This is a genomic window from Nocardia sp. NPDC004568, from assembly GCF_040609955.1.
Lineage (GTDB): Bacteria > Actinomycetota > Actinomycetes > Mycobacteriales > Mycobacteriaceae > Nocardia.
The window spans coordinates 1-26874 of record NZ_JBEXLL010000085.1 but is presented as its reverse complement, the minus strand read 5'-3'; the positions used below and the strand labels follow the sequence as shown (position 1 = coordinate 26874).

Genomic DNA, 26874 nt, shown 5'->3' with positions numbered 1-26874 from the left:
TAATTTACCGCCGACCCCCGTTATCAACACCACCAGTGTAACAATGTTACCCTACACGCCGCTCTCCCTATCTCCCCGGGCTCACCCAAACTCGGTGCCCGGCGCCCCCCCGGCGCGCACACCACTCCAACTACAGACCAGTGGAATCCGGGCTGATTCCGCACCACGACCCGAGCATTCAGCCACCACCAGGAGCCGCGCAGGACCACCAGCCGTGAACCGACGACACCCACTTCATCGATGACAAAGCGCGGAAAGCCTGAAATCCGACGCCGACAACGAGACTCAGCTCATCCACCGGACTGTCATGCCGCCGCAACCGCACCGGCGCCGCTGATGGTGGGCAGAGCCGTTACCGAGATAGTCCTGTCCCCTTTGCCGTCCCGGCGCGGACGCGCTGCGCAGGAAGGGCATGAGGTGCTGCAGTACGTCAGTGGGCGCTTCTGGGTTCCCTGCGATCAACTGCTCTGGCACGGGATAGGGAGCGGCCAGGAACGACCACACCCAGTAATCGAGGGCGAAGCCGCGATCCACTGCCGCGAAGGCGTCGGCTGTCGGAACGATGTCGAGAACTGCGAGACCATCGACGGTGCGGGTGATCAAGAGCCAACCGGTAGGTACACCGCGCACCGCGGTCGTGACCGGCCACGCTGAATCGGTCGAAACTACCGGATCTGCTCCCACCCCCGCCGCTCCGGCCGCGACCCCAGCTCCCGGTCCCGACTCCGATAGACGATATACGGCCTGGTCAGGTATCCGATCGGCAGCGAGAACACGTGGACCAGCCGGGTGAACGGCCAGAAGGCGAACAGCAGCCACGCGGCGATCACGTGCAGCTGGAAACCGAGGGGAGCGGCGAGGACCAGGTCGGTGTCGGGGCGGAAGGTGAGGATGGAGCGGAACCACGGGGACACCGTCTCCCGGTAGTTATGGGGATGGTTGTTCGCGTTGTTGAAGACCGTGGTGCCGAAGCCCAGCAGCAGCGTGCCGATCAGCAGAACGTACATGATCTTGTCGTTGCGGGTGGTCGCGGAGAATACGGGACCGGTGGTGCGGCGGCGGTAGATCAGGATGGCTGCGCCGGCCAGGGTGGCGACACCGGCCAGGATCCCGAGACCGGCGGAGGCCGCGTGGTACACCGAATCGCTGATGCCGCCGGACTCGGTCCAGCCCGCCGGGATGAGCAGGCCGACGATATGACCCACGATCACCAGCAGGATCCCGTAGTGGAACAGCGGACTGCCCAGGCGCAGCAGGCGACTCTCGTAGAGCTGGGAGGAGCGGGTGGTCCAGCCGAATCTGTCGTAGCGGTAGCGCCAGTAGTGGCCCACCAGAGAAGTCGCGATGGCGGCGTAGGGCAGGGCGACCCACAGCAGGATGTCGGCCGCGGTGAGGTCTTCGCCCGGGGCGGCGAGCAGCGTGACGTTCATCGGCAGGCCTCGGTGTTCGTGTGCGGCGCCTCCCGCGAACGTACGACCGGATCCGGGAGGTACTGCGACGGGGCGAAGGGGGCGAGGCCGACGGCTTCCTCGGGAGGACCCTCGGCGATGAGCCGGGCGACGGCGTCCTGTTCGGAACCGGCGAGAGCGGGGAGGGTGGCGATGATCGATTCGAGGACGTCGGTCCAGGGGGAGCCGGTGTCCCGCAGGCCCCGCCGCATCACCTCGAGACCGGCCCGGTGCTCGGTGAGCAGACGCAACCCGGTGTCGGCGTTGCCGGCCGCGGCGAATTCGAGCACGACGCAGAGATGGTCGGGCAATTCCTCCTCGGAGAGCCGCAACCCGGCCGCCCGATACGCCTGCTTGAAACGCAACAGGGCGACGCCGCGTTTCCGGGTGTCTCCGTAGGCGAAATAAGTGAGATACGGGCTGAACCGCTTGTGATGATCGAAGGTCGCCACATAGTCGGCGGCGAGGTCGAAGACCGACCGGGTGCGCACATGGCCGAGGAACCGGGTGAGCGGAGCGCCGACCGGAGGCGGCAGCGTCGCCGCCACCGTGCTCAGCAGGTCGAGATTGCGGCGCAGGGATTCGTCCGGATAGCCGAGCAGCAGGGACTGCGCCTGCCAGGCGGCGGCCCGGGTGGCCGGGTCGAGGGCGTTCGCCCTGGTCGCCCTCATCGCGGCGGCTCCACGTCGCGGGACCCCGGGTTCACTCCCTCCGGCGGGAACAGCCCGTCGGGGACCTTCCCGTCCCAGTTGAGCAGATTCACCCGGCCGCGGCCGCCGACGCTGGTGGCGGTCTCGGAGGTCTGCCGGTTGCGCAGCATCCGGAAGTTCTCCACGGCGATGGGCGAGACCCCGCCCGAATTCTCGCCGAACGGCCCGGAACCGGTCATTCCCGGCCCGCCCTCGTAGTCCAGGCTGCATTCGGTGGCGAGTTCTTCCAGCCCGTGCGCCGATTCGGTGTGCGCGGGCGGGATCACATAGCGCTCGTCGTATTTGGCCAGGGCCAGCAGGCGGAACATATCGTAGATCTGTTCACCCGACATGCCGACCGCCGCGGCGATACGCTCCCGCGGTTCCCGGCCGAGATTGATATCGCGCATATAGCTGCGCATGGCGGCCAGCCGGCGCAGGATCGCGGTCACCGGTTCGGGATCGCCCGCCGTGAACAACTGCGCGAGATAGTCCACCGGGATTCGCAACGCCTCGATCGCGGCGAAGAGATTGCCGTGGTCCTCGGCGTCGTGACCGGTGTCGCGCACGATATCGACCACCGGCGACAGCGGCGGGATGTACCAGACCATGGGCAAGGTGCGGTACTCCGGATGCAGTGGCAGCGCGACCTTGTAGGTGCTGATCAGCGAATAGATCGGCGAGCGGTCGGCGGCCTCCACCCAGTCCCAGGGGATACCCGCGCGTTCGGCTTCCCGCCGTACCTCCGGATCGGCGGGATCGAGGAAGACCTCCCGTTGCGCTTCGTAGAGGCCGTGTTCATCCGGGGTGGAGGCGGCTTCCAGTACTTTGTCGGCGTCGTAGAGAACCAGGCCGATATAGCGCAGGCGGCCCACGCAGGTCTCGGCGCAGACCGTCGGCAACCCGACCTCCACCCGCGGGAAACAGAAGGTGCACTTCTCGGCTTTTCCGGTGCGGTGGTTGAAATAAACCTTCTTGTACGGGCACCCGGAGACGCACATCCGCCAGCCGCGGCACCGGTCCTGATCCACCAGGACGATTCCGTCCTCGCTGCGTTTGTAGATCGCGCCCGAGGGACACGAGGCGGCGCAGGAGGGATTCAGGCAGTGTTCGCAGATCCGGGGCAGATAGAACATGAAGGTCTGCTCGAATTCGAAACGCACCTGTTCGGACAGTTTCCGCAGGAGCGGATCACGGTGGCCGTATTCGGGTGCGCCGCCGAGATCGTCGTCCCAGTTCGCCGACCATTCGATCTTCGTATCCTTGCCGCTGATCAGCGATTTCGGCCGGGCGACCGGGGTGTGCCGCTGGGCCGGCGCGGTGGTCAGATTCTCGTAGTCGTAGGTCCAGGGTTCGTAGTAATCGCTCAGGGCGGGCAGGATGGGATTGCTGAATATGGTGAACAATTTGCGCAGCCGACCCCCACCTTTGAGTTGCAACCTGCCCCGGTAATTCAGATCCCAGCCGCCACGCCACCTGTCCTGATCCTCGTAGGTGCGGGGATAACCCTGCCCCGGCCGGGTCTCCACATTGTTGAACCACACGTATTCCACGCCCGACCGGTTCGTCCACGCCTGTTTGCAGGTGACCGAACAGGTATGACAGCCGATACATTTGTCGAGGTTCATCACCATCGCCATCTGCGCCATCACCCGCATCAGTAGCTCACCTCCTGGCTGCGACGACGGATCACGGTCACCTCGTCGCGTTGATTACCGGTGGGTCCGAGATAGTTGAACGCGAAACTGAGCTGGGCGTAGCCACCGATGAGGTGGCTCGGTTTGACCAGCAGCCGGGTCAGCGAATTGTGGATACCGCCGCGATGCCCGGAGGTCTCGCTGATCGGCACATCGATGAGCCGGTCCTGCGCGTGGTACATGTAGACGGTTCCGGCCGGCATGCGGTGCGAGACCACCGCCCGGGCCACCACCACACCGTTGCGGTTGACCGCCTCGACCCATTCGTTGTCGGCCACACCGATGGTCGCCGCGTCCGCGGGGGCCATCCAGATCGTGGGCCCGCCGCGCGAAAGGGTCAGCATGAAGAGGTTGTCCTGATATTCGGAGTGAATGGACCATTTGCTGTGCGGGGTGAGATAGCGAACGGTCACCCCCAGCTCCCCCGTCGAGCCGAGTACGGGTTCACCGAACAGCGCGGCCATGTTCAGTGGCGGCCGGTACACGGGCAGGCCCTCGCCGAGTTCGGTCATCCAGTCGTGGTCGAGATAGAAATGCTGGCGGCCGGTGAGCGTATGCCAGGGTGTGCGACGTTCGATATTGATGGTGAACGGCGAATACCGGCGGCCCCCGGTTTCCGACCCCGACCATTCCGGCGAAGTGATCACCGGCACCGGCGCGGCCTGGGTGTCGGCGAAGGTGATCCGTTTGCCCTCGTATTCGGCGGCCAGATCGGCCAGGCGCATGCCGGTGCGCTGTTCGAGGGTGCGGAAACCCGCGGTGGCCAGGCGGCCGTTGGTGGTACCGGACAACGCCAGGATCGCTTCGCACGCCTGGATACCGCGCTGCAACGACGGCCGCCCGTCGGCCGGCCCGCCGCGGATCACGCCGTTCTTGTGCCGCAGGTACTCGACCTCCGGCCCGAAATCGAAGGTGACCCCCTTGGTGGTGCCGCCGAGTTTCTCCGCCAGCGGGCCGAGGGCGTTCATCTTCGCCGCGACCGCGCCGTAATCGCGTTCCACTACAACCAACTTCGGCATGGTCACTCCGGGCACGGGTTCCGCGTCCCCGGTCTTCCAATCCGCGACCCGGCCGTGCGGGGTGGCCAGTTCGTCGGGGGTGTCGTGCAACAGCGGCACCGCGACCACATCCTTGCGGACCCCGAGCCGCGGACCGGCGAGTTCGCTGAACTTCTCGGCGATCGTCCGGAAGGCGTCCCAATCGGTGCGGGTCTGCCAGGGCGGCGCGATGGCGGGGTTGAACGAATGCACGAAGGGGTGCATATCGGTGGTGTTCAGATCGTGCTTCTCGTACCAGGTCGCGGCGGGCAGCACGATATCGGAGAACAGCGTGGTGCTGGTCATCCGGAAATCCAGGGTCAGCAGCAGATCGAGTTTGCCGCGCGGCGCGTCCGGCCGCCACACCACATCACGCGGGCGCGCGCCGGCCGGAGTGGGTTTGGCGCGCAGCGACGATTCGGTACCCAGCAGATGTTCGAGGAAGTACTCGTTGCCCTTCGCCGAGGAACCGAGCGGGTTGGCCCGCCACACCTCGAGTATCCGCGGGAAGTTCTCCGGGGCGTCGGGGTCCTCGCAGGCGAACCGCATCCGTCCCGAACGCAGTTCGGAGACCACGTAGCCCGCCACCGAACCGCCCTCGGCCGCGGCGGAATCGGCCAGTTCCAATGGGTTGCGGTCGAAGGTCGGGTACGACGGCATCCAGCCCAGCCGCGCGGACTGCGCGATCACGTCGGCGGTGCTCATACCCGCCAGCTGCCCCGCGCCCGGGGTGGCCGAGAGTTTGTCGGCGCCGAACCAGTCGTAGCGGAACTGATCGGAGTGCAGATACCAGAACGCCGTCTGGATCATCTGCCGCGGCGGCCGCGACCAGTCCAGGGCCGAGGCCAGCTGGGTCCAGCCGGTGACCGGCCGGCATTTCTCCTGACCCACATAGTGCGCCCAGCCACCGCCGTTCACACCCTGGCATCCGGTGAGCGTGGTCAGGGTCAGGAATGCGCGGTAGATCGTGTCGGAGTGGAACCAGTGATTGGTACCGGCGCCCATGATGATCATCGAGCGACCGTGGCTCTCCTCGGCATTGGCCGCGAACTCGCGCGCGATCCGCAGGACCGCGGCGGCCGGGACACCGGTGATCGTCTCCTGCCAGGCCGGGGTGTAGGGCTGGGAGAAATCGTCGTAGTCGACGGGCCAGGTCCCGGGCAGACCGTCCCGGTACACGCCGTACTGCGCCAGCAACAGGTCGAACACCGTGGTGACCAGATGGCCGTTCACCCGCCGCGCCGGTACGCCGCGCCGGATCGCCGGGTCGTCACCGGCCGCGGTGTCGAACCGGGGCAGCAGCACGGACACCGCCGTCTCGCCGAGCAGTGTCAGCCGGGGCACCACACCTTCGAGGTCGAGATTCCAGCTCCCCACCCCGGCTTCGCCGTAGCGATGACCGACCGAACCGTTCGGGATCACCGGGCGGCCGTCCGCGTCGAGCACCACCGTTTTGAACGCGGCGTTCTCCACCCCGGCGTGCACGTCGAGGTCGGCGGCGGTAAGGAACTTCCCCGGGGTGTAGTCGCCGCCGGCCTCCTCCAGCCGGACCAGGAACGGGAGATCGGTGAACTGGCGTACGTAACTCGTGAAGTACGGCACCTCGCGTTCCACGAAGAACTCGCGCAGCACCACCTGCCCCATCGCCATGGCCAGCGCGCCGTCGGTACCGGGATGCGGGGCCAGCCATTCGTCGGCGAACTTCACATTGTCGGCGTAGTCCGGGGAGACCGCGACGACCTTCTGCCCGCGGTAGCGGGCTTCGGCCATCCAGTGCGCGTCCGGGGTCCGGGTCACCGGCAGATTCGATCCCCACATGATCAGATAGCCCGCGTCCCACCAGTCCCCCGATTCCGGGACATCGGTCTGATCACCGAATACCTGCGGCGAGGCCACCGGCAGATCGGCGTACCAGTCGTAGAAGGACAGCATGGTCCCGCCGATCAGCGAGACGAACCGGGCGCCGGAGGCGTGCGACACCATCGACATGGCCGGAATCGGTGAGAACCCCGCGATCCGGTCCGGGCCGTACCGGGCGATGGTGTACACATGGGCGGCCGCGATCATCTCGGTCGCCTCGTCCCAGGTGGCGCGCACCAGACCGCCCTTGCCGCGCGCTGATTTGTACCGCCGGGCCGAATCCGGGTCCTCGACGATCGTTTCCCAGGCGGTCACCGGGTCGCCGGTGGCCGCCTTCGCGGCGCGATACATCTCCAGCAGCACACCGCGCACATAGGGGTAGCGCACCCGGGTCGGCGAGTAGGTGTACCAGGAGAACGCGGCCCCGCGCGGACAACCCCGCGGCTCGTATTCGGGTTTGTCGGGGCCCACCGACGGATAGTCGGTCTGCTGGGTCTCCCAGGTGATGATCCCGTCCTTGACGTAGATCTTCCAGGAACAGGACCCGGTGCAGTTCACGCCGTGCGTGGAACGCACCACCTTGTCGTGACTCCACCGGTCCCGATAGAACTCGTCGGCCTGCCGTCCGCCCACCTCGAGCATCGACCGCCGGTCCGGGGAGATCTCCGCGCGGGTGAAGAAGCGCCGGGTACCCACCAGCGCATCGGTCAGGTCGTCGTCGAGCCCCGCCCGCCCCGAGTCGCGGTGAGTCACAGGGCCTCCTTCGAAGTGTGCGCGTGCGGTCCGCGCGGACCGAAACGTTGCCGGAGGTACCGGTTCATCGAAACTCCTTCACAGCTGGTGCGTCCGAGGGCCCGGGCCGAAGCGTTCGCGGACGTAGCACCGCACCGGAACTCCCTCGCGACCGGTACATCCGTCGGCGGTAGCCGCGACGTCGGCGGAGAGATCGCCTCATAGGTGATTCCGCTCCACCTGGTGGCGCACCACGATCAGCGTGAACAGCAACGCGACCAGGGCTACCACCGCGAGCGCCAGCAGACCCGGGCCGTAGTCGTCGGTCGTCTGGTAGATGGCGCCCATCACCAGCGGCGGGACGAACCCGCCCAGCCCACCGGCCGCTCCCACGAAACCGGTGACCGCTCCCACCTTCCCCGCGGGCGCGATCAGGGCGACCAGCGCGAAGGTGGCGCCGCTGCCCGCGCCCAGCGCGGCGGCCAGCACCAGGAAGGCGAGCGTGCCGATCGGCGCCAGGTCCGGGGTCGTGGCTTGCACGGAGGCCGCGACCACCACCGCGCACAGCGTGGCCGCGAGGACCGACGGCGCGTCGAACCGATCCGCCAGCCAGCCGCCGACCGGCCGCATGACCACCGCGAGCAGCACGAACCCGGCCATCCGGTTGGCCGCGTCGGCCTGGGACAGCTCGTAGGCGGTCCGCAGATAGGAGGGCAGATAGACGGAGAACGCCACGAAACCGCCGAAAGTGACCGCGTACAGCGCCGAGGCCGACCAGGTCGCGGGCAGTCGCACGGTCTCGTTCAGCCGGGTGGCCAGCGGTTCGGCGGGCGGGGTGCGGCCCGGTGCGTCGCGGAGCAGGTACCAGGCGACGGTCGCGTAGATCACCAGCGCGAGCGCGCACAGCAGGAACGGTGTGGCGGTATTGCCCGCGTCCACCAGACGCACCGTGGTCAGGGCGCTGATGGCGGTGCCACCCATGCCCATGCCGTACACACCGATCGCCAGCCCCTGCTTCTCCGGCGGGAACCAGGCGCTCACGAACGGCACGCCGACCGCGAACACCGTGCCGCCGATACCGAGGAAGAAACCGCCGATCAGCAAGGCCGCCAGCGCGGAGTGCCCGACCAACCCCAGGAACAGGACCGGCAGCACCGTGATCAGCGAAACCATCGGGAACATCAGGCGCCCGCCGTAGCGGTCGGCCAGCGCACCGATCGGAATCCGCCCCAGCGAACCCACGATCACCGGAACGGCCACCACCAGCGACTCCTGGAAGGAATTCAGCCCGAGCTCGTCGCGGAACCGCGGCGCGAGCGGGCTCAGCAGCGCCCACGCCCAGAAGTTGAGCACGAAACCCATCGTGGCCAGGACCAACATCAGGGTGCGTCCGCCGGTCGCGGCGGGATCGCCGGCCATGGCCCGGCCGGGATTCAGCGGAGTCGAAGAGGCCACCATCACTCCTGGGGCGATCGGTCCGGCTAGCTCTCGCGCCCGGTGGACACCTGGTCCAACCGCTCGACGGGCGATTCGATCGTCGAACGCGGCCGGAACAAAGGACTCTTCCCGACCGCCGTATTGCGTGCGTTATCACAGACACAACGCCGTACCGACGATTGTGCCTCTATCGGCCCTCACTCGGGGCCCACTGGAGGTTTCCGGAGTTTCGTGATCTCACCGGCACTCGCCGGACTTCTCGATACCCGCCGAAGCCACGCCCGGAAGTCGCTGTCGTATGCGTTCGATACCGTATCGATTGCGGCGAGGCAATGGTGACGCCGCCTCCTGCGCGGCCGAACGCGGCAAGGACACCGGTCGCGACAGAAAGCGGTGTCGCCCTCTCGGGGATCTCCATCGCATGCCGAATTCGGCCCCGGTGTCGTATACCGCACGAAGTGTGTCGCTTCCAGCTCTGGTTGTTCTGGGTGGCTCGACCTACGTTTGTGGAAGGTCCGAATTCGGGACCATCGGTCGGTTGGTCCGACCGCTACTTCCACACCACGAAGAGGTGACGACCACGAAGCTTTCGGAGCAGTCCCGCATCGAGCAGCAGCGCTCAACGGACTCATCATCGGTGTGGCCCCGCCTACGAGCGCTGAATCGGCGGGCAATCGAGGGACAGCGCGATCGGGAGGGGCCGCAGCTTGAATGGTCTCTACGGCACCCGGATATGCACATGCCGAAGTGACGAAGGTCCGAACAATTACTTGTCCGGTAATGGCCATCTACTCCAGGCCGGACGGCAGAACGGAAACCAAGATCCGCTGATGACCACTTTACTACCCCTTGCCTACGGATATTTGCGCGACGATCTGCTCGGTGCCCACGACCCGGCTGCCGATGAAGACAAGCTGCGAACCGCTGCCGCGTCACGCGGATACGCGCTGGGCACTGTGTTCCGCGAGCCGGCGCCCCAGAACGGGATGCTGCCTCCGGCGTTCGTCGAGCTCGTCCGAGAATGCCGGCGATCCGACGCCCACACCGTGCTGACGCTGAACGGGCACTTGTCGGGCATGTGCATATGCCGGATGGTCCTTGTCGCAGTTCTCGACGTCCGTGCCGATGCCGCAATACAGGAGATCGAGCCATGAGCCGGTCCCACTCGGGAAACCGGCCTCATCCACGGACTCGGGGTGTGGGAGACACCGAGTCGCGATCTGCCTTTCTCTGGTAAGGGCCGGGCCGATCCCTCAACAGCCGTAGACAACTGACCGCAGCCAGCCGCGCAATTCGAGTGCAGGCGCCGCTGGCCCGAGATCGGAGAGCAGGATGCGCAGCCACCTACACCATCCGGTGCCACAGCACACGATGCGCGATCCCGGGCCGTACGTGGTCACCCATACGGACGAACAATCGTGCCCGGTGGGGGACGAGCTGTTCCGGTTCGTTTTCGACAACGCCGCGGTGGCGCTGGCGATCGGCGACACCGAAGGCACCCTTCTCTACGCCAATCACAGTTTGGCCGACATGATCGGAATACCGGTCGATCGCTTACGCGGTATCTCCGTTTATCAATTTGCCCATCCCGACGATCAAGACGAGATCAACACAGTTGTTTTCGATACCTTGGTCCGGGCGCGGGAAGGCGTCGTCAAACTGGAGCGTCGATTGATCCGTACCGACGGCAGCGCCGGGTGGCTGGCGTTCACAATCACTTACGTGAGAGGGCACGGCGGACAACCCGACTATCTGCTCGCCGTAGGCGAGGATGTGACCGAGCGGCACCGGCTACAAGAAGAACTGCACCGGCAGGCCCGTCAAGATTCGCTCACCGGCCTGCCCAACAGGCGCTGTCTGCTCGAGCGGATCGATACGCTGGCCGCGGCCGGCGGCGACGACCGGGCGGGACTGTGTTTCCTCGATCTCGACAGCTTCAAAGAGGTCAATGACCGTTACGGGCACGGGATCGGCGATCAGGTTCTGCGCACTGTCGCCGACCGCCTGCGTGACAGCGTGTCCGGCCACGACTGCATGATCGCTCGCATAGGGGGTGATGAATTCGTTGCTCTCCTCTCACCGTCGACTGACAGCCGCACGGTGACCGAGGTAGCGGAGCAGATGCTGTTGGCACTGTCCATCCCGATCGCCATCGGGCAACACAGGTTGCGGGTGTCGGCCAGCATCGGGGCCGTTCTCACGAGATTACGCAATACCGGGGCCACGGCCCTCCTCGACGCCGCCGACCGCGAGCTGTACCACGCCAAGACCAGGGGTAAAGACCAGTGGGCTCTCCGCCTGCTCGATACCGGTATCAGCGGATAGGAAGAAGCCCGGGCGAACTTTCTCTTTTCGAGGTGGCGGTCAGGAGCAATCCTCCGATCCCCGAATTCGAGCAATGGCTACGCTCGACCGGTGGATATCGACTGGCCCGAGCTGCGGGCCCGCAGCCTGCTCATGGAGGACGAGGCGGTCCTGGCCCTGAACAAACCGGCCGGGATATCGGTCACCGGGGAGCGCCACGATATCGATATCGTGGCGGCCGCCGAGACCTACGGTGAGAAGCTGTACCCGGTCCACCGGATCGACAAGGTGACTTCGGGGCTCATCCTGTTCGCCCGGGAGCTGTCGGCCCACGGCCCGCTGACCCGCCAGTTCAACAAGCAGACCGCCGACAAGGCCTACCTGGCGATCGTCGACGCCGGTTCCCCCGGACTCCCCGATACCGGGACCATCGATCTCCCACTCGGTGTGGGCCGGAAGAACCGGGTCCGGGTCGCCGCCCCGCGCGAAACGATCCGGCGAGACGGCGACCGCTGGTCCGTCGCGGACACAGACCTGCTGAACACCAGAATCTATCCCTCGACCACCGAGTTCACCGTCCTCGCCCGCGACCGCGAGCACACCGTCGTAGTGCTGCGCCCGGTCACCGGCCGCCGCCATCAGCTCCGCGTGCACCTGGCCTGGATCGGCCACCCCATCCTGGGCGACCCCCTGTTCGACCGCTCGGGCACGATCCCGCGCGCCCATCTGCACTCCTGGCGCCTCGGCCTGGCCGCGGACTGGCGCCCCGACGGCAGGCTGGAGCTGGAGGCGCCGCCCGGCGACGACTTCTGGTCGCCGCTACCCGGCCCGCCGCCCGCCCTTCCGGGACCTGGGTGAACGCCGAGTACTCCGCGGCCGCCGCAGCAGCCACCGTGCACGGGGCGCACACCACATCCCGGGTTGCCCAGGCCCGGTGGTGTCCTCCCTCATACCCGCGCCATTCGCACCGGCCAACTCCCCTAAGCTGGTCGAAGGACCCAGCACCGGACCCGGATCCTCACGCGGTGTCGAGTCTTACGAGACCCGGAAAGGGTCGAGGCCCGTCCCGCCGCCGCGTCCTCGAAGCGCATGCGACGTGCGGCCGGCCGTCCGCGGAAGGCGACCGTTGAGCACCTTCGGTCGAGGTTCGAGAGCACAGCGGCGGGGCCGAGGGCCCCGGCCCCGCGGCGCCGGAAGCGCCGCAGAGAAGCACAGGAGCGTCCGATGATCTTGGTGGCTCAGGTCAGCGATACACATTTCGATCTCGGCACCCGCAATGTCGAACGCGCGCAGCGGGTCATGGCCTACCTCGCGGACCTGCGGCGACGGCCCGATGTCATCGTGGTGACCGGAGACATCACCGACTCCGGTAAGCCCGAGGAATACGCCGAGGCCCGGGCGGCGCTACAGGCCGATCTTCCGGTACTGGCGATTCCGGGGAATCACGACGAACGAGCGGCGTTCCGGGACGTACTGCTCGGCGCGCCCCCGCTCGACGACGCCGTCAACCAGGTGCACCGGGTCGGCGGTGTCACGCTGATCCTGCTCGACTCCAGTGTGCCCGGCCAGTCCGGTGGACGCCTGACCGACGAGACCTACGACTGGTTGCACGCGACCCTCGCCGAGACGCCCGCCGGCGATGCCGTCCTGCTGGCGCTGCACCATCCCCCGGTCTTCCTGCACAGCCCCATTGTGGACCCCATCGCGCTGGCCGGCCCGGAGCGGCTGGCCGCGGTCATCACCGGCGACGAGCGGATCATCGGCACGCTGACCGGACACGCGCACACCGCCGCGGTCGCCACCTTCGCCGGACGTCCGCTGCTCATGGGACCGAGTACCGCCTCGGTCCTGGGCGGGGAATGGGAACTCGCCCCGCCCGAACGGGTGATGGACTACGCGCCGGACCCGGCGATCGCGCTGCACGTCATCGACGACGAGCATCGGCTGATCACGCATTTTCGCAGCATTCCGATGGGCGGCTGGATCGGTACGCCGTTCTGATCCGGTTCAGTACCGGCCGGCGCGGGCCCGCCGATAGGCGGCGGGGGTGCCGCCGGTCCAGCGCCGGAACGCGTAGATGAAGGTGGAGGCCTCCGCGTAACCGAGCCGGATCGCCACATCGCTCACCGACAGCGGGGTGGTGGTCAGCATCTCCTCCGCGAGGGCCTGGCGTACTTCGTCCAGCAGGGCCCGGTAACTGGTACCGGCCGCGTCGAGATGCCGGCGCAGAGTGCGGGTGCTCATATTGAGGTCGGCGGCCACGGTATCGATACCGGGCGGTGCGGTGAGACCTTCCACACCGCCGCGGGGCACCAGCCGCGCGCGTACCTCCGCGGCGATCCCGGTTCTCGCCCGCCGCCGGTGCACCAGGTCCCGGCACTGTGCCAGGCAGATGGCCAGGGTGTGCTCGTTGGCCTGCGGTAGCGGTTGGTCCAGGATCGCCGGGTCGATGGCCACCAGGTTGTGCGGCTGCCCGAACCGCGGCCGAGCCACGGTCACCTCGGCGATCAGATCGGCGTAGGCCGGTTCGGGGAACCGGAATTCGGCGCGCAGCAGGGCCAGGTGCCGGCCCAGCAGATCGCTCATCACCTGGTGCATGGCCGTCACATCGCGCTCCACCAGGAACTGGCGGACGTCGGCGGGCACCGATTCGTCGTGGATGCGGCCGATGAATTCGCCGTGCTCCCACTGGGTCACCGGCAGGCAGAAGGTGAAACTCAGTTCGAGGTAGCGCAGGGCGAAATCGATCGCCTCGGCCAGGGTGGGGCTGCTGACACAGGCGAAACCGAAGATGCCGAAGGTGGTGATGCGGTAGCGCCGGCCCACCTCGATGCCCATCCCCGGGCGGTCGAGTTCGCGGACCAGATTCCGGACCACCGCGAGTTCGGTGTGCGCGTCGATCTGGGCGTCCGGGTCGCGTAGCCGGGCTTCGGTGAGATCGGTGCCGCGCAGCAGCGCGGTAACGGGAACTCCGTGCTCAACGCCGTATCCGGCCATGAGCGCGACACTGGCGACTCCCCGCGGGAAGTCCCAGTCCCGGATCGACGGACGTTGCACCATGCCGACATTATGGCCGAATATCTCGATTGATCACCAGGACAGCTCCGCGCACCGGCGGGCGGTGGCGGTGGTCTCCACTTGAAGGGTCGCGTGGTGGATGTGGAAACGGTCGGCGAGCAGGTGCTGTGCCGCGCGCAGGATCTCGTCGCCGGAATCGGTGCCCGTGGTGGTGATATGAGCCGAGGCGACTTCCATACCCGAGGTCAATGTCCAGACGTGCAGGTCGTGCACATCGCAGACTCCGGGGACCGCGGCGAGTTCGGCCGCCACCTCCTCGACGTCGAGTTCTTCCGGGCTGTGCTGGAAGAGGATACGCAGCGAGCGCCGGGCCAGCAGATAGGTCCGGGGCAGCACCCACAGGCCGATGGCGACGCCGACGATCATATCGGCGTAGAGCCAGCCGGTGGTCAGCGTGATCGCGGCCGACAGCAGCACGCCGAACGACCCGACCATATCGGCCAGCACCTCGAGATAGGCGCCGCGCACATTGAGGCTCTCCTCCGCCCCGCGCCGCAGCAGCAGGAAGGCCGCGATATTGGCCAGCAGGCCGATGGCGCCGGCGGCCAGCACCGGCCCACCCGGCACCTCCGGCGGTTCCCCGAACCGGCGCACCGCCTCGACCAGTACGTACCCGGCGACAGCGAACAGCAGCACGGCGTTGGCCAGCGCGGCGATCACCTCGGCCCGGTAGTAGCCGAAGGTGCGGGTGTAGCTGGGCCGGGTGTTGCGAGCGAGCATGATCGCCGACAGTGCCATGGCGATACCCACGACATCGGTGAGCATATGGGCGGCGTCCGACAGCAGCGCCAGCGAACCGGTGGCCAGTGCGACCACCAGCTCGATCAGCATGAATCCCAGACCGAGGGCGAGCGCGAGCCCCAAGCGGCCGACATATTTCCCGGAGGCACTCTCCGGTGATACGTGATGCGTATGATCATGTCCCACCCGACAAACATATGCGTCAATGCGCATGCTTGCAACACCTTCGATTCGCGCCCACCCGCCGGGCTGGCAGACTCGAGTACGTGAGCGACCAGTCCGCAGCCCCCCGCCCCGGCGAACCGGACGCGGGCGCCGGCGAGCCCGTGCTCGGCACGACCGCGCCCGGCACCGGCCACGGCACCGCGCCGCGGACGGGCGACAGCGGCGCGCTGCGCTCGATCGAACTCGCCACCGGCGCGGTACTCGGCGGCGTCACCGTCGGACTGGTGACCGTCGGCGCCGTGATCCCGTTCGCGGCCGCCCTGCAACTGGTCGCGGCCGTCCCCATGGGCCTGCTCGCGCACCGCTACCGATTCCGCACCGTTCTCACCGCCTCGATCTCGGCCGCGCTGGTCACCTTCGTGGCGGCCGGCCTCACCGCCGCCATGGCGATGGTCGCCACCGCCACCATCGGTGGCATCGTCGGCACGGTCAAACGCCGCCACGGCGGTATCGTCGCGGTCACCGGGCTGTCGGTTCTCGCCGGCGTCGCCTGGGGCGCTTTCTCGGTCGGGTTCCTGCTGGCCTTCTCGGCCACCCGCGACCTGCTCTTCGACACCGTCCGCAACACCGCCACCGGCCTGGCCGAACTCACCTCCCGCCAGCAGCACCTGGAACCCCTCGGCCGCGGCGTCCTGCACATCACCGATGTGGTCCTGCAGTGGTGGTGGCTCTACATCGGCGGCACCGTCCTGGCGGGGACGGTGATCACCGCGCTGGTCTCCTGGTTCGTCCTCGGTTCGGTCCTGGACCGGCTCACCTGGCTCCCCGGCGCCGACCGCCTCGACGCACCCGCCGACCACCGCCCCATCGCCCCCCTGCCGGTGACCCTGCGCGCGGCCGGATACCGCTACCCCGGCGCCACCGCCGCCGCGTTGACCGGAGTCGACCTACGGGTCGAGGTCGGCGAGTTCGTCGCGGTGGTCGGCCACAACGGGTCGGGGAAATCGACTCTCACCCGGTTGCTGGCGGGATTGCCGCCGAGCAGCGGCGCGGTCGAGCGGCCCGGCTCCGCCGGACTCGGCCATCTGGGTGGCACGGCGCTGGTCCTGCAACGGCCGGAAAGTCAGACGCTGGGTGTGCTGGTCGCCGACGATGTGGTCTGGGGCCTGCCCGCCGCCCTCGCCGCCGAGGTGGATATCGACGCCCTGCTGCACGAGGTAGGACTGGACGGGATGGGCGACCGGGAGACGGCCACCCTGTCCGGTGGCCAGCAGCAGCGATTGGCGGTCGCGGCGGCCCTGGCCCGCCGCCCGGCTCTGCTCATCGCCGACGAAGCCACCTCCATGATCGACCCGGACGGCCGCCGCGAGCTGGTGACGCTGCTGGCCGGGCTGCCGGAACGGCACGCCATGGCCGTCGTCCTGGTGACCCACCACGAAGCCGATGCCGACGCCGCCGACCGGGTGGTGCACCTGGCCGCCGGGCGGATGGTCGACCGGCTGCCCGCCTGGCCGAAGCCGGCCCGTGCCGAGCGCCGCCGCCCCATGGACGACACACTGCTCGAACTGCGCGGCGTCCGGCACACCTACAACCGCGGCACACCGTGGGAGGCGCCCGCCCTGCACGGCGTCGACCTGTCCGTCCGCCGCGGGGAAGCGCTGTTGGTGGTCGGCGGGAACGGGTCCGGGAAATCGACCCTGGCCTGGATCATGGCCGGACTGATCGCGCCCAGCACCGGACGCTGCGAGCTGGCGGGTAAACCGGTCAGCAAACAGATCGGGCGGGTGGAACTGGCCTTCCAGCACTCCCGGCTGCAGTTGCAACGGCACACCGTCGGCGAGGAGGTCGCCGACTGGGGCGGCGAGGGCACCGGGTCGGGCACGGTGGGCAAAGCCCTGGACGCCGTCGGCCTGGACCGCTCCCTGACCACCCGGTCCATCGAAGAACTCAGCGGTGGCCAGGCCAAACGAGTGGTGCTGGCCGCCATCGTCGCCGCCCACCCGCAGGTGGTGGTGCTGGACGAACCGCTGGCCGGACTGGATCCCGAGGGCCGCGCCGATATCGTCGAGCTACTGGCCCGGCTACGCGATTCCGGGCTCACGCTGATCGTCATCTCCCATGACGTCGAGGATGTGGCGGCCATCTGCGATCGCACCGTCCACCTGCGCGCGGGCCGCATCCCGCAAACCGAGACGGCTTCGGCCCCGGTGCCCGGGACCGAAGCCGACACCACGCCCATCCCGGCTGTCGCCCCGCCCGGCCCGGCACACCGCCGAGCACCGGGCGCGGCCTGGCGGCTGCGCGGCGGCGACGCCCACGGAATCGACCAGGGAGGTACCCGATGAGCACCGTCCTGTTGCGCCGGGTGCCGGTGGCCAGTCCGGTCCACAACCTGTGGGCCGGAACCAAGATGATCGGCGCGTTCCTGATCAGCCTGCTGCTGATGGTGCTGCCGAGCTGGCCGATCCTCGGCATCATGATCGTGTTCCTGATCGCGATCGGCCTGGTGGCCCGGCTGCCGCTGGGGGTCCTGCCCCGGCTGCCGCTGTTGTTCTGGCTGCTGATCGCGTTGGGCGCGCTGATCAATGTGCCCGTGGGCGGCGCCGCCGTCCTGCGCTACGCGCAGGTGGTGGTGTTCGGGCTGATCCTCGTGGCCGCGTCCATGCTCATCGCCTGGACCACCCCCATGAGCGAAATAGCGCCCGCCCTGGCCACTCTCGGCCGGCCGCTGCGCCGCCTGCGCGTCCCGGTGGACGAACTGGCCGTGGTAGTGGCGCTGACCCTGCGCGGTCTACCACTGCTGCTCGAGGAGATCCGCATCCTGCGCGCCGCCCGCCGGCTGCGCCCCAAACCCGATCTGCTGCACCGCACCACCGACCCGGTCATCGATATCCTCACCGCCGCGATGGCGGTATCCACCCGCCGGGCCGGCGAACTGGGCGAAGCGATCACCGCCCGGGGCGGGACGGGTCAGCTCACCGCCCGCCCGGCCGCCCCGGGCCGCAACGATGCCCTCGCCCTGGCAGTGGTGGTGGTGGTCTGCGCCGGGGCGCTCACCGCCGAACTACTGATCTGACCGGACACCGTGACCAGTGGCCGGTTCCGGAACCTCCGGGTCACAGGAAATAGGCGGGCACCGGGCATGTTCCGGCACCGGCGTCACCACCGGTGCCGCCACGGTCACTTCTGCTTCTGGTCACGCACCGCTTTCCGGGCCGCCTCCTGCGCCTTGTCCACCTGCCCCGCGTATTTGCCGCCGGTCTTCTTGTCGACCGCGTCGCCGACCTTCTCGATCAGCGGGTCGACCTTGTCGGCGTTCTTGCGCGCCAAACCCAATGCCTTGTTCGCCAGGCCCTTGAAATCCATTGCCGTACTCCTCGCTCGAGATCGCTCGAACTTCACAGTACCCAGCGGATTCCCCACAGGGGCGACCTCACCGGTGGCGCCGGCGCTCACCCTTCGCCCAGCCACGCCGGATGCCAGAGCCGGCCGGTCTCGGTCCAATCCATGTAGCGCACAGTGCCTTCCACCTTCGGCGTGACCCAGATCGCGTCGCGGCGTTCGTCGGCCGACATCTCGTTGACGAACGGGCTGGTCTTGCGTTCCAGCCGGTGTAGCCGTGCGGCCAGGTCGCGCATCCCCGCGTCCCCGAACCCGGTGCCGACCCGCCCCGCGTACACCAGCCCGTCCTCGGCGGGGATGCCCACCAGCAGCGAGGCGAAGGGCCGGGCCCGGCTGCGCCGCATTCCGCCGACCACCACCTGCTGGGTCCGCCAGTTGCGCTGTTTCACCCACGTCCGGCCGCGAGTCCCGGGCAGATACACCGAATCGGCCTTTTTGGCGACTACCCCTTCCACCCCGTCCTGTTCACTCTGCCGCACCGCGTCCGCGCCGCTGCCCGCGTACGGCGCGGGCACCCGCAGGGCGGGCGCGGTCGCGGCGAGTGCCTCCAGCACCCGGCGGCGGTCGCGGTAGCGTTTGCGCAGCAGCGAGGTACCGTCCAGGTAGAGCAGATCGAAGGCCACGAATTCCGCCCGCCGCGGATTCGCCTTCAGCAGCGCGACGTTCACCGCGCCGTCGGGGTCGCGGACGATGATCTCCCCGTCCAGCACCACCTGGTGCCCGTCCAGATCGGCGGCCAGCTCGGCGAGCTGCGGATACTGCGCGGTCACATCGTTGCCGGTCCGGCTGCGCGACCGGAGTTCGCCCGCTTCGATCTCCACGATGAGCCGGAAGCCGTCCCATTTGCGCTCGAACACCCACTCCGATTCCGGGAGCGCCGAAACGTCGCCACTGGTGGCCAGCATGGGCAGCAGACCGCGCGGGAAGTCGGCCGTGGGCGCCGGCTGATCCTTCATCAGATGCATGAGCCACTGATCGCCCTCGGTGCGGATGAACGCGTACCGGCCGTTCAACCGGGTCCCGCTCAGCACGACGATCACCTCGTCGTCCCGCCACTTCTCGGCACGGTAGGTGCCGGTGTCCCAGACCGACATCTCTCCCCCTCCGTACTCGCCCGCCGGGATCGTGCCGTGGAAATCCAGGTACTCCAGCGGATGGTCCTCGGTGTGCACGGCGAGCCGGTTCTGGCGCGGGCTGTCCGGCGGTCCCTTGGGCACCGCCCATGAGACGAGGACTCCCTCCCGTTCGAGCCGCACATCCCAGTGCAGGCGGCGCGCGTGGTGTTCGTGGACGACGAACCGATCCCCCGGGCCACGCCGGGGCGATCCGACGGGAACCGGCTCCGGAGTGCGGGCCGGATCCCGCATGGAGCGGTACTTCGTCAGCGCGTCGTCGAGCGGCGGGTCCAGGCTGGCCAGCAGGTCACCGTCGGACCGGTACCGGCGCAGCACCTCGTCGAAACGCAATTGCCGCAGCGCCGCCCCGTTCTCGATCTCCTCCCAGCCGCGCGGCGCCGCGACATTCGGTTCCTCCCGGCCACGCAGCGAATAGGGCGCGATCGTGGTTTTCGCCGGATTGTTCTGGCTCCAGTCCACGAAGACCTTGCCGGCCCGAACCTTCTTCGACATGGTGGCCGTCACCAGATCGGGCAGCAGTTTCTCCAGGTTCTCCGCCACCTGTTTGGCCACCGTCGACGCGCCGCCCGGGCTGAGCGTGCGATCGAGTGGCACGTAGAGATGGATCCCTTTGCTGCCGCTGGTCAGCGGGTAGGCGCGCATCCCGATCTCGCCGACCATATCCCGGATGCCCAGCGCCACCCGCGCGCATTCGGGCAGTCCCACGCCCGGTCCGGGATCGAGATCGAAGACCAGCCGGGTCGCCGGACCACGCTCGTCCCCCTCGAAGCGCCACTGCGGCACGTGGATCTCCAGCGCGGCCTGCTGGCCCAGCCAGACGAGTCCGGCCTGGGAGGAGATCACCGGGTAGGTCACGGGCCGGTCGGAATGCCGCAGGGTCCGGCGCGGCACCCAGGACGGGGTGCCGGCGGCCAAGTTCTTCTCGAAGAAGGAGGACGCGCCGACACCGTCGGGCCAGCGCTTGCGGGTGACCGGCCGGCCCGCCAGATGCGGCAGCATCGCCGGGGCGATCTCGGCGTAGTACTCGAGTACCTCGCCCTTGGTGGTGCCGGTCGCCGGATACAGCACTTTGTCCGGGTTGCTCAGCCGGACCTCGATATCCGGCTGTCCCCGCTCACCTCCGAAACTCCGGCGCACCCCGGATCACATCCGCGGGCCGGCAACCCCGTTCGGCGCCGGGCCGCGCGTCACGGACGCGATTCCGGGCCCGGTCCACCGGGCCGGCCCGGGCCACCGTCCGGGTGTTCCGTCGGAACCACCTTGCGGGCGGCTTCCTTACCTTTCTGGATCTTGTCCGAGTACTTCCCCTTGGTCTTCTGGTCGAGGAAATCCCCGGCCTTGTCGACCGCCTGGTTGATCTTGTCCGAATTCTTGGCAGCCGTCTCCTGCCCCTTGCCGACCAGATTCTTCAGGTTTTCCATCAAGCTCATAGCCGATTCCTTCCCTGTCACTGTGCGGAAGCGTTCACTCCATATCTTCCCACCACCGGCGCCCCGGCGGGAGGTCACGCAGATCGAGCCGCTGCCCGGGCACCGGGACCGCGATCTCGGTACCCACTGCCGCGGCCGCGTCCACCAGCCGGTGGACCGGTTCGGCCCAGGGATGGGGTGCGAGGTTGAACGTCGCCCAATGTATCGGCACCAGTATGCCGTGCTCAGGTTCACCGAGACACAGATCGGCGTGCGCGCGCACCGCCTCCTCCGGATTCATGTGGATATCCGCCCAGTGCGGGTCGTAGGCGCCGATCGGCAGCAGGGTGAGATCGAACGGACCCCACTGCGCGCCCGTGGCCGCGAACGCCTTGGTGAATCCGGTGTCCCCACCGAAATAGGCCCGGTGCTTCGGGCCCACCAGCGCCCAGCCCGCCCAGAGGGTGGTGTTGCGGACCAGTCCGCGACCCGAGAAATGCCGGGCCTCGGCACAGGTGATGGTGAGTTCGGGCCGGTCACCGTCGACCGCGGACAGCGAATACGAACAGTTCCAGTCCAATTCGACGATCCGCGCCTCGGGCACACCCCAGTGCCGCAGATGCGCGCCGACCCCGATCGGCACCACGAAAACCGACTGCTGGGTGCGAACCAGCGTGGCGATGGTGTCGGCGTCCAAGTGGTCGTAGTGGTCGTGCGAGATGACCACCGCGTCGACCCGCGGCAACTCCTCCAGCGCGACCGGGACGGGGTGGATCCGGGACGGGCCGACCAGCCGCGAGGGCGAGACCCGCTCGCTCCATACCGGGTCGGTGAGCACCCGGTACCCGTCGATCTCGATCAGCGCGCTGGCATGGCCGTACCAGGTGACCGCCAGATCGGCGGCCGCGCCCGGATGCTCGGTCCGCGCCAGCGGCACCGCGTCCTTCGGGCGGCCGGCGCGCATACCGGTCACCATGGACAACAGGCCGGTCGGGTTCTCGCGCACCACGATCGGGGACGCCGGTTCGGAGTTGTGGAACTGGCGGTCGCGATAGCTGCGCGCGCCCGTGGCGGTGGGTGCGATGGCGGAGACGGACGCGCCGAGCGCGGCCGGCAACCCGTCCAGGGCTCGGGCCACCCAGCCGAAGACGGTCATTCCGGCCAGACCGGCCGCCGCCGCGGCGACAGTGCGGGCCTTCATCATTTGCCCACGAACTTGGCGGGACGCTTCTGCTGCCGGGCCTGCCTGCCCTCTTCCGCGTCCGCGCTGGACCATGCTGCCTCCAAAGCGGCCTGCTGCTCGTGGTTGGCCGGATCGCGGGTGCCGTCGTCGTTGAGTTCGAGTTTCAGGTGACGCAGTGACAGCGGCGCCAGCTCGGCGATGGTTTTCGCCCAGCCCTGCGCGTCGGCCACCGTGCCGAGACGGTTCGCGAATCCGAAGGTGTAGGCATCGGTGGCCGAGATCGGTTCGGCGCCGAGTAGTACCGTCCGGGCGGGGCCGCCCCCGATCAGCGACACCAGCCGGCGCGTCGTCCATCGGTCCACCGAGATACCCAGTTTCGCCGCCGGTATGGCCAGGTAGGAGTCCTGGGCCATGACCCGCAGATCCGCCGCCATCGCCAATTGCACGCCCGCGCCCAGTGCCGGACCGTTCAGCGCCGCGATCACCGGGACCGGCATGGCCTCGACCTCGTGCAGCATGTCCAGCAGGGCGTCGAGGAACTCGGTGGAGTACACACCGTCCAGATCCGCGCCCGCGCTGAACACCGACCCGCTACCGGTGATCACGATCGCCCGGGAATCGAGACGGGCATTGGACAACGCCTCCCGCAGCCGGACGACCAGGTCCAGATTCAGCGCGTTACGCCGTTCCTCGCGTTGTAGTTCGATGGTGACGACGTCGCCGTCACGGCTGACCCCGAGCATGTGTGTCCTTCCCCGCTGAACGAATACCGATACAACCGCCGATATCGAGGCGCTACCGCCCACTCTGCCACAGGAGCGTGACCGCCCCGGGGAAGCTTGTCGACGCGCTTCCCCGGCGGCCGGGACCCCGCCCCCGGTTCGGGAGCGACAGATCGGGCGGGCGCGACGGCCGATCGTCGGGTGAAGAATCGGGGTCACCAGGGCCCCGCCCCGCGGCGCCGATGTCGACGCGAACCCACGGAGCCGGGTTCAGCTCTCCAGGCCGAAGGCGAAGGTTTCCGGATCCGCGCCGGTGCGGGCCCCGGAGTCCAGCGCGGAAATCGCCTGTACCTGATCGGCCGACAACTCGAAGGAGAGAACGTCGAAATTCTCCACGATCCGGGCCGGTGTCACCGATTTCGGGATCACCACGTTGCCGAGTTGGAGATGCCAGCGGATGATCACCTGCGCCGGGGTGCGGTCCACCTCCCCCGCGATCCGGGTGATCACCGGATCGTCCAGGACGGTGCCCTGACCGAGTGGGCTCCACGCTTCGGTGGCGATGGCGTGCTCGGCGTGGTATTCGCGCAGTTCGGGCTGGGTGAGCCGCGGATGCAACTCGATCTGGTTGACCGAGGGGGTTTCCCCGGTTTCGGCGATGAGCCGCTCCAGGTCGGGGATCCGGAAATTGGAGACCCCGATGGAACGGACCCGGCCGTCGGCCTTCAGGCGCTGGAAGGCACGGAAGGTGTCCACGAAACGATCCGCGGCGGGCACGGGCCAGTGGATCAGGTACAGGTCCAGGTAGTCGAGTCCCAGCCGTTTCAGGCTCGCGTCGAACGCCCGCAGCGTGGAGTCGTAACCCTGGTCGGCGTTCCATAGTTTCGTGGTGACGAAGACCTCGTCGCGAGGTAGACCGAAGTGCCGGATGGCACGCCCGGTGCCCTCTTCGTTCTCGTAGATCGCCGCGGTGTCGATACTGCGGTAGCCCGCGTCCAGCGCGGCGGTGACCGTGTCGAACACCTGGTCCGCCGGAACCTGGAACACCCCGAAACCGAGCTGTGGGATCAGGCTCCCGTCGTTCAACACGATCGGAGGAACTACACCGGTCTCACGTCTAGTGGTCACCGCCTCGACGGTAGAAGCGCTTCGGCGGCAGGTCAACGAACCGCGGGTCCGTGTCCATCGATTGCCCACATACGGGTCTACTTGACAGATCGTTGTGTTTTTACAACACTTCATTGCGTGAGCCCAGTAAGGCGCGGGGAAACGCTACCGATCTTCAATCGGATCGCAGTACTGCGGGCCGAACACCGGATGTCGCGAGCGGCCCTGGCCGAAGCAGTGAACGTCAACCCCCAGACGATCGGCGCGCTCGAACGCGGCAACCACTACCCGAGCCTGGACCTCGCCCTGCGGATATGCGAGGTGTTCCGGCTGCCGGTGGAGGCGGTGTTCTCCCGAACCGAATTCACTCCCCTATCGGCCGAGGTGTACGCCCGCGAGAAAGGACAGCAGCCATGACCGCCGCCACCGAACCGACCACCCTGCTCGACCGATACCAGGCCTACCGCCTGCGGCGCTGGCTCGTCCGGGAGAAGCAGATCGCCGGGATGCTGCCGGGCTGGCGCACCACCCGGCGCCGCCGAGCCCTGGTGATCCTGGTGATCGCCGCGCTCGCCGTCCTCTTCGTCACCGGCCTGCTCTGCGCGTTCGGGCTCGAATGGGCGGCACTGTTCGCGGGCCTCAGCGCACTGATCTTCCTGCCGTCCTGGACGATGCTGCGGATCGTCGCGCAGGTCCAGGACCAGGCACCGGCCGAAACCCTGGACGAGCTCGAGTTCGCGCAGCGGGAATCCGCGCGGTCGTTCGGCCTGTCCGCCACCCAGTACCTGACCGTGTTGCCGATGATGTACCTCATCTGGAGCGGCGCGCTGTTCCCGGAGGCAGACGCTTTCCGGACCGCCTACGCGGGCGGCGTGATGGTGCTGGCGACGGTGCTGGCCGGTGGTTGCGCACCGGCGATGATCCTGGCCTGGAATCGCGCGGACCCGGAATCCGACAACTGAGTTCCGGTCGGGCCCGGCATGCTCGGTCCGCGGCGCGGTCTTGCCCGACCGCCCGGCCCAGGCACATCCAGGCCTTCGCGTCGCGGACCGGTCACGACGGGGACGAGGCGGTCCCACTCGGCACCGGACTCCGCCGTCCCGCTCGGCACCAGAGTCCCCCCGCTCGCATCGGAACCATCCGGAATTCGGGCCCGGCCGGCCCACACGGACAGCCGCAGGCCGGCCGGGCGAAGCCGCCCGGCCGGATGCCGACCTCACCCGGCATCCGGTTCCGGCGGCCGGCCGATGCCGTCGTTCCGATCCGGAACACCCAACCGGCGATAGCGACGCTGCCTACTCGCCCGCAGTTCGGCGGGCGAGTACGTACTCAACCGGGCGAGTTCCGCGGCGATCGCCGCGACGGTCCGGCGAGCGAAGTCCACCGGCTCGTCGGCGGCATCGGGAAACTCCGGCACGATACGGTCCACGATCCCGTCGGCCAGCAGATCGACCGATCGGATACGTTGCGCCGCGGCCAGTTCCGAGGCATGCGCGGTATCACGATGGACGATGGCGCTGGCACCCTCCGGCGGCAACGGCGCGAGCCAGCCGTGCGTGGCCGCCAGCACCCGGTCCGCGGGCAGCAGCGCCAGCGCACCGCCGCCGGTCCCCTGACCGAGCAGCACCGAAACCGTCCGGGTATCCAGCGTCACCAGGTCGGCCAGGCACCGGGCGATCTCGGGGGCCAGACCCCGCTCCTCGGCCTCTTGGGACAGCGCGGCGCCGATCGTATCGATCACCAGCACCAGCGGCAGCCGGAGTTCGGCCGCCAGTTGCATACTCCGGCGCGCTTCGCGCAGCGCGGCCGGACCCATGGTGTGCTCGGGATCCTGATGCGCGCGGTCGTGCCCGAAGACGACGCACGGCCTGCCGTGGAACCGGGCCAGCGCCAGCACCACCGTGCGGTCGGCTTCCCCCTGGCGGTGCCGCTGAGCGGAACGCGCTGGGTGGTCCGGCGGAGCAGGTCACGCAACCCCGGCCGATCCACCCGGCGAGAGGCGAGAACCGAATCCCAGGCGCCGGCAGGGGATTCGGCGGGGCGGGGCGCCTGGACTACAGCGGAATCCGTAGCGCCGGGTGGCCGCACCTGCCCGCTGAAGACGCTGAGCGCGCGGTGAGCGATACGCCGGAACACGGGCACCTCGACGACGCCGTCGATCACGCCGTTGCGGTACAGGTTCTCGGCGGTCTGCACCCCGTCGGGGAACGGATGACCGTAGAGCGCCTCGTACACCCGCGGCCCGAGGAAACCGATGAGCGCGCCGGGCTCGGCGAAGGTGATCTGTCCCAGCGATCCCCAGGAGGCGAACACCCCGCCCATGGTCGGGTTGCGCAGGTACACCACATAGGGATGACCGGCCGATTTGTGCGCCGTCACCGCGCCGGCGATCTTCACCATCTGCACGAAGGCGAGGGTGCCCTCCTGCATCCGGGTACCACCGGAGGTCGGAGAGGCGACCAGCGGCAGCCCCAGTTCGGTGGCGCGTTCGACCGCCGTGACGATCCGTTCGGCCGCGGCGACCCCGACCGAACCGGCCAGGAAACCGAACTCGCACGCGATAACGGCGATCCGGCGACCGCGTAACAGCCCTTCACCGGTGAGCACCGACTCGTCGGTTCCCGCCGCCGCGCTCGCCCGGGCGAGCGCGGACCCGTAGTCACCGCGCCGCGCCCCCTCCAGGGGCGCCGAAACCCCCCACCAGACGGAGCCCGGGTCGAGCAACCC

The 26874-nt window shown here is 68.4% G+C and carries 22 protein-coding genes and 1 pseudogene; 8 read left to right on the top strand and 15 right to left on the bottom strand.

Annotated elements, in window-relative coordinates; genetic code table 11:
• Positions 1–285: 285 nt before the first annotated feature.
• The 6 genes from ABZV91_RS28000 to ABZV91_RS27975 form a co-directional block, all read right to left on the bottom strand.
• Entirely contained in the window at positions 286–603 is a 318-nt protein-coding gene (locus tag ABZV91_RS28000) for a hypothetical protein (RefSeq protein WP_355247873.1), read from the bottom strand.
• Positions 604–665: 62 nt separating this feature from the next.
• Positions 666–1430, bottom strand: a complete 765-nt coding sequence (gene narI, locus ABZV91_RS27995) for a respiratory nitrate reductase subunit gamma (RefSeq protein ID WP_355247870.1) — start codon at positions 1428–1430, stop codon at positions 666–668.
• Positions 1427–2119, bottom strand: coding sequence for a nitrate reductase molybdenum cofactor assembly chaperone (gene narJ, locus ABZV91_RS27990; RefSeq protein WP_355247868.1), 693 nt, complete (start codon positions 2117–2119; stop codon positions 1427–1429). The genes narI and narJ overlap by 4 nt, the downstream gene beginning before the upstream one ends.
• Entirely contained in the window at positions 2116–3795 is a 1680-nt protein-coding gene (narH, locus tag ABZV91_RS27985) for a nitrate reductase subunit beta (protein WP_355247865.1), read from the bottom strand. The genes narJ and narH overlap by 4 nt, the downstream gene beginning before the upstream one ends.
• Positions 3795–7484: a nitrate reductase subunit alpha gene (locus tag ABZV91_RS27980; RefSeq protein ID WP_355247862.1), complete on the bottom strand. Its 3690-nt coding sequence runs from the start codon at positions 7482–7484 to the stop codon at positions 3795–3797. Before ABZV91_RS27980 ends, narH begins: the two co-directional genes overlap by 1 nt.
• A 198-nt stretch (positions 7485–7682) precedes the next feature.
• Complete coding sequence (locus ABZV91_RS27975; RefSeq protein WP_355247859.1) at positions 7683–8921, bottom strand: MFS transporter; 1239 nt, start codon at positions 8919–8921, stop codon at positions 7683–7685.
• Positions 8922–9730: 809 nt separating this feature from the next.
• On the opposite strand from ABZV91_RS27975, the gene ABZV91_RS27970 reads away from it, so the two are divergent.
• From ABZV91_RS27970 to ABZV91_RS27955, 4 genes are all read left to right on the top strand, one after another.
• Entirely contained in the window at positions 9731–10054 is a 324-nt protein-coding gene (locus tag ABZV91_RS27970; RefSeq protein ID WP_355247857.1) for a hypothetical protein, read from the top strand.
• Positions 10055–10325: 271 nt separating this feature from the next.
• Complete coding sequence (locus tag ABZV91_RS27965) at positions 10326–11225, top strand: sensor domain-containing diguanylate cyclase (protein WP_355247854.1); 900 nt, start codon at positions 10326–10328, stop codon at positions 11223–11225.
• A gap of 90 nt (positions 11226–11315) precedes the next feature.
• Positions 11316–12062: an RNA pseudouridine synthase gene (locus ABZV91_RS27960; RefSeq protein WP_355247851.1), complete on the top strand. Its 747-nt coding sequence runs from the start codon at positions 11316–11318 to the stop codon at positions 12060–12062.
• 366 nt (positions 12063–12428) lie between these two features.
• Complete coding sequence (locus tag ABZV91_RS27955; RefSeq protein ID WP_355247848.1) at positions 12429–13205, top strand: metallophosphoesterase; 777 nt, start codon at positions 12429–12431, stop codon at positions 13203–13205.
• A 6-nt stretch (positions 13206–13211) separates the two neighbouring features.
• On the opposite strand, the gene ABZV91_RS27950 is transcribed toward ABZV91_RS27955, so the two are convergent.
• Both ABZV91_RS27950 and ABZV91_RS27945 read right to left on the bottom strand, forming a co-directional pair.
• Positions 13212–14264, bottom strand: a complete 1053-nt coding sequence (locus tag ABZV91_RS27950) for an AraC family transcriptional regulator (RefSeq protein ID WP_355247845.1) — start codon at positions 14262–14264, stop codon at positions 13212–13214.
• A 30-nt stretch (positions 14265–14294) separates the two neighbouring features.
• A complete protein-coding gene (locus ABZV91_RS27945; protein ID WP_355247842.1) occupies positions 14295–15209 on the bottom strand; it encodes a cation diffusion facilitator family transporter in 915 nt (304 codons plus the stop codon).
• A gap of 206 nt (positions 15210–15415) precedes the next feature.
• Between ABZV91_RS27945 and ABZV91_RS27940 the strand changes: the two genes are divergently transcribed.
• Positions 15416–17533 (top strand): ATP-binding cassette domain-containing protein, encoded by a 2118-nt coding sequence (locus ABZV91_RS27940; protein WP_355247879.1) that lies wholly within the window; start codon positions 15416–15418, stop codon positions 17531–17533.
• Complete coding sequence (locus ABZV91_RS27935; RefSeq protein WP_355247839.1) at positions 17530–18264, top strand: CbiQ family ECF transporter T component; 735 nt, start codon at positions 17530–17532, stop codon at positions 18262–18264. Before ABZV91_RS27940 ends, ABZV91_RS27935 begins: the two co-directional genes overlap by 4 nt.
• A gap of 104 nt (positions 18265–18368) precedes the next feature.
• On the opposite strand, the gene ABZV91_RS27930 is transcribed toward ABZV91_RS27935, so the two are convergent.
• The 6 genes from ABZV91_RS27930 to ABZV91_RS27905 all read right to left on the bottom strand — a co-directional run bounded on the left by ABZV91_RS27930 (position 18369) and on the right by ABZV91_RS27905 (position 24168).
• Positions 18369–18554: an antitoxin gene (locus ABZV91_RS27930; protein WP_063035534.1), complete on the bottom strand. Its 186-nt coding sequence runs from the start codon at positions 18552–18554 to the stop codon at positions 18369–18371.
• A gap of 86 nt (positions 18555–18640) precedes the next feature.
• Positions 18641–20863 (bottom strand): ATP-dependent DNA ligase, encoded by a 2223-nt coding sequence (locus ABZV91_RS27925; protein ID WP_355247836.1) that lies wholly within the window; start codon positions 20861–20863, stop codon positions 18641–18643.
• A 50-nt stretch (positions 20864–20913) separates the two neighbouring features.
• Positions 20914–21156 carry an antitoxin gene (locus ABZV91_RS27920; RefSeq protein ID WP_355247833.1) on the bottom strand — a complete coding sequence of 81 codons (243 nt, stop codon included), beginning with the start codon at positions 21154–21156 and terminating at the stop codon, positions 20914–20916.
• A 34-nt stretch (positions 21157–21190) separates the two neighbouring features.
• Entirely contained in the window at positions 21191–22336 is a 1146-nt protein-coding gene (locus tag ABZV91_RS27915; protein ID WP_355247876.1) for an MBL fold metallo-hydrolase, read from the bottom strand.
• Positions 22336–23061 carry an enoyl-CoA hydratase gene (locus ABZV91_RS27910; protein WP_355247830.1) on the bottom strand — a complete coding sequence of 242 codons (726 nt, stop codon included), beginning with the start codon at positions 23059–23061 and terminating at the stop codon, positions 22336–22338. The genes ABZV91_RS27915 and ABZV91_RS27910 overlap by 1 nt, the downstream gene beginning before the upstream one ends.
• Positions 23062–23310: 249 nt before the next feature.
• Positions 23311–24168: an aldo/keto reductase gene (locus ABZV91_RS27905; protein ID WP_355247828.1), complete on the bottom strand. Its 858-nt coding sequence runs from the start codon at positions 24166–24168 to the stop codon at positions 23311–23313.
• A gap of 117 nt (positions 24169–24285) precedes the next feature.
• On the opposite strand from ABZV91_RS27905, the gene ABZV91_RS27900 reads away from it, so the two are divergent.
• Both ABZV91_RS27900 and ABZV91_RS27895 read left to right on the top strand, forming a co-directional pair.
• The gene (locus tag ABZV91_RS27900) at positions 24286–24564 is read left to right on the top strand and encodes a helix-turn-helix transcriptional regulator (protein WP_083872174.1); all 279 of its coding nucleotides are present in this window, start codon (positions 24286–24288) and stop codon (positions 24562–24564) included.
• A complete protein-coding gene (locus ABZV91_RS27895; RefSeq protein WP_355247825.1) occupies positions 24561–25109 on the top strand; it encodes a hypothetical protein in 549 nt (182 codons plus the stop codon). The genes ABZV91_RS27900 and ABZV91_RS27895 overlap by 4 nt, the downstream gene beginning before the upstream one ends.
• Positions 25110–25363: 254 nt before the next feature.
• On the opposite strand, the pseudogene ABZV91_RS27890 reads toward ABZV91_RS27895, so the two are convergent.
• A pseudogene (locus ABZV91_RS27890) lies at positions 25364–26871 on the bottom strand (carboxyl transferase domain-containing protein).
• Between the last annotated feature and the right edge of the window lie 3 nt (positions 26872–26874).

Excerpts from the sequence above, each read along its gene's own strand:
- narI (WP_355247870.1), bottom strand. The coding sequence starts at position 1,430 with ATGAACGTCACGCTGCTCGCCGCCCCGGGCGAAGACCTCACCGCGGCC.
- narJ (WP_355247868.1), bottom strand. The coding sequence starts at position 2,119 with ATGAGGGCGACCAGGGCGAACGCCCTCGACCCGGCCACCCGGGCCGCC.
- narH (WP_355247865.1), bottom strand. The coding sequence starts at position 3,795 with ATGCGGGTGATGGCGCAGATGGCGATGGTGATGAACCTCGACAAATGT.
- ABZV91_RS27975 (WP_355247859.1), bottom strand. The coding sequence starts at position 8,921 with ATGGTGGCCTCTTCGACTCCGCTGAATCCCGGCCGGGCCATGGCCGGC.
- ABZV91_RS27970 (WP_355247857.1), top strand. The coding sequence starts at position 9,731 with ATGACCACTTTACTACCCCTTGCCTACGGATATTTGCGCGACGATCTG.
- ABZV91_RS27955 (WP_355247848.1), top strand. The coding sequence starts at position 12,429 with ATGATCTTGGTGGCTCAGGTCAGCGATACACATTTCGATCTCGGCACC.
- ABZV91_RS27950 (WP_355247845.1), bottom strand. The coding sequence starts at position 14,264 with ATGGTGCAACGTCCGTCGATCCGGGACTGGGACTTCCCGCGGGGAGTC.
- ABZV91_RS27935 (WP_355247839.1), top strand. The coding sequence starts at position 17,530 with ATGAGCACCGTCCTGTTGCGCCGGGTGCCGGTGGCCAGTCCGGTCCAC.
- ABZV91_RS27930 (WP_063035534.1), bottom strand. The coding sequence starts at position 18,554 with ATGGATTTCAAGGGCCTGGCGAACAAGGCATTGGGTTTGGCGCGCAAG.
- ABZV91_RS27920 (WP_355247833.1), bottom strand. The coding sequence starts at position 21,156 with ATGAGCTTGATGGAAAACCTGAAGAATCTGGTCGGCAAGGGGCAGGAG.
- ABZV91_RS27915 (WP_355247876.1), bottom strand. The coding sequence starts at position 22,336 with ATGAAGGCCCGCACTGTCGCCGCGGCGGCGGCCGGTCTGGCCGGAATG.
- ABZV91_RS27910 (WP_355247830.1), bottom strand. The coding sequence starts at position 23,061 with ATGCTCGGGGTCAGCCGTGACGGCGACGTCGTCACCATCGAACTACAA.
- ABZV91_RS27895 (WP_355247825.1), top strand. The coding sequence starts at position 24,561 with ATGACCGCCGCCACCGAACCGACCACCCTGCTCGACCGATACCAGGCC.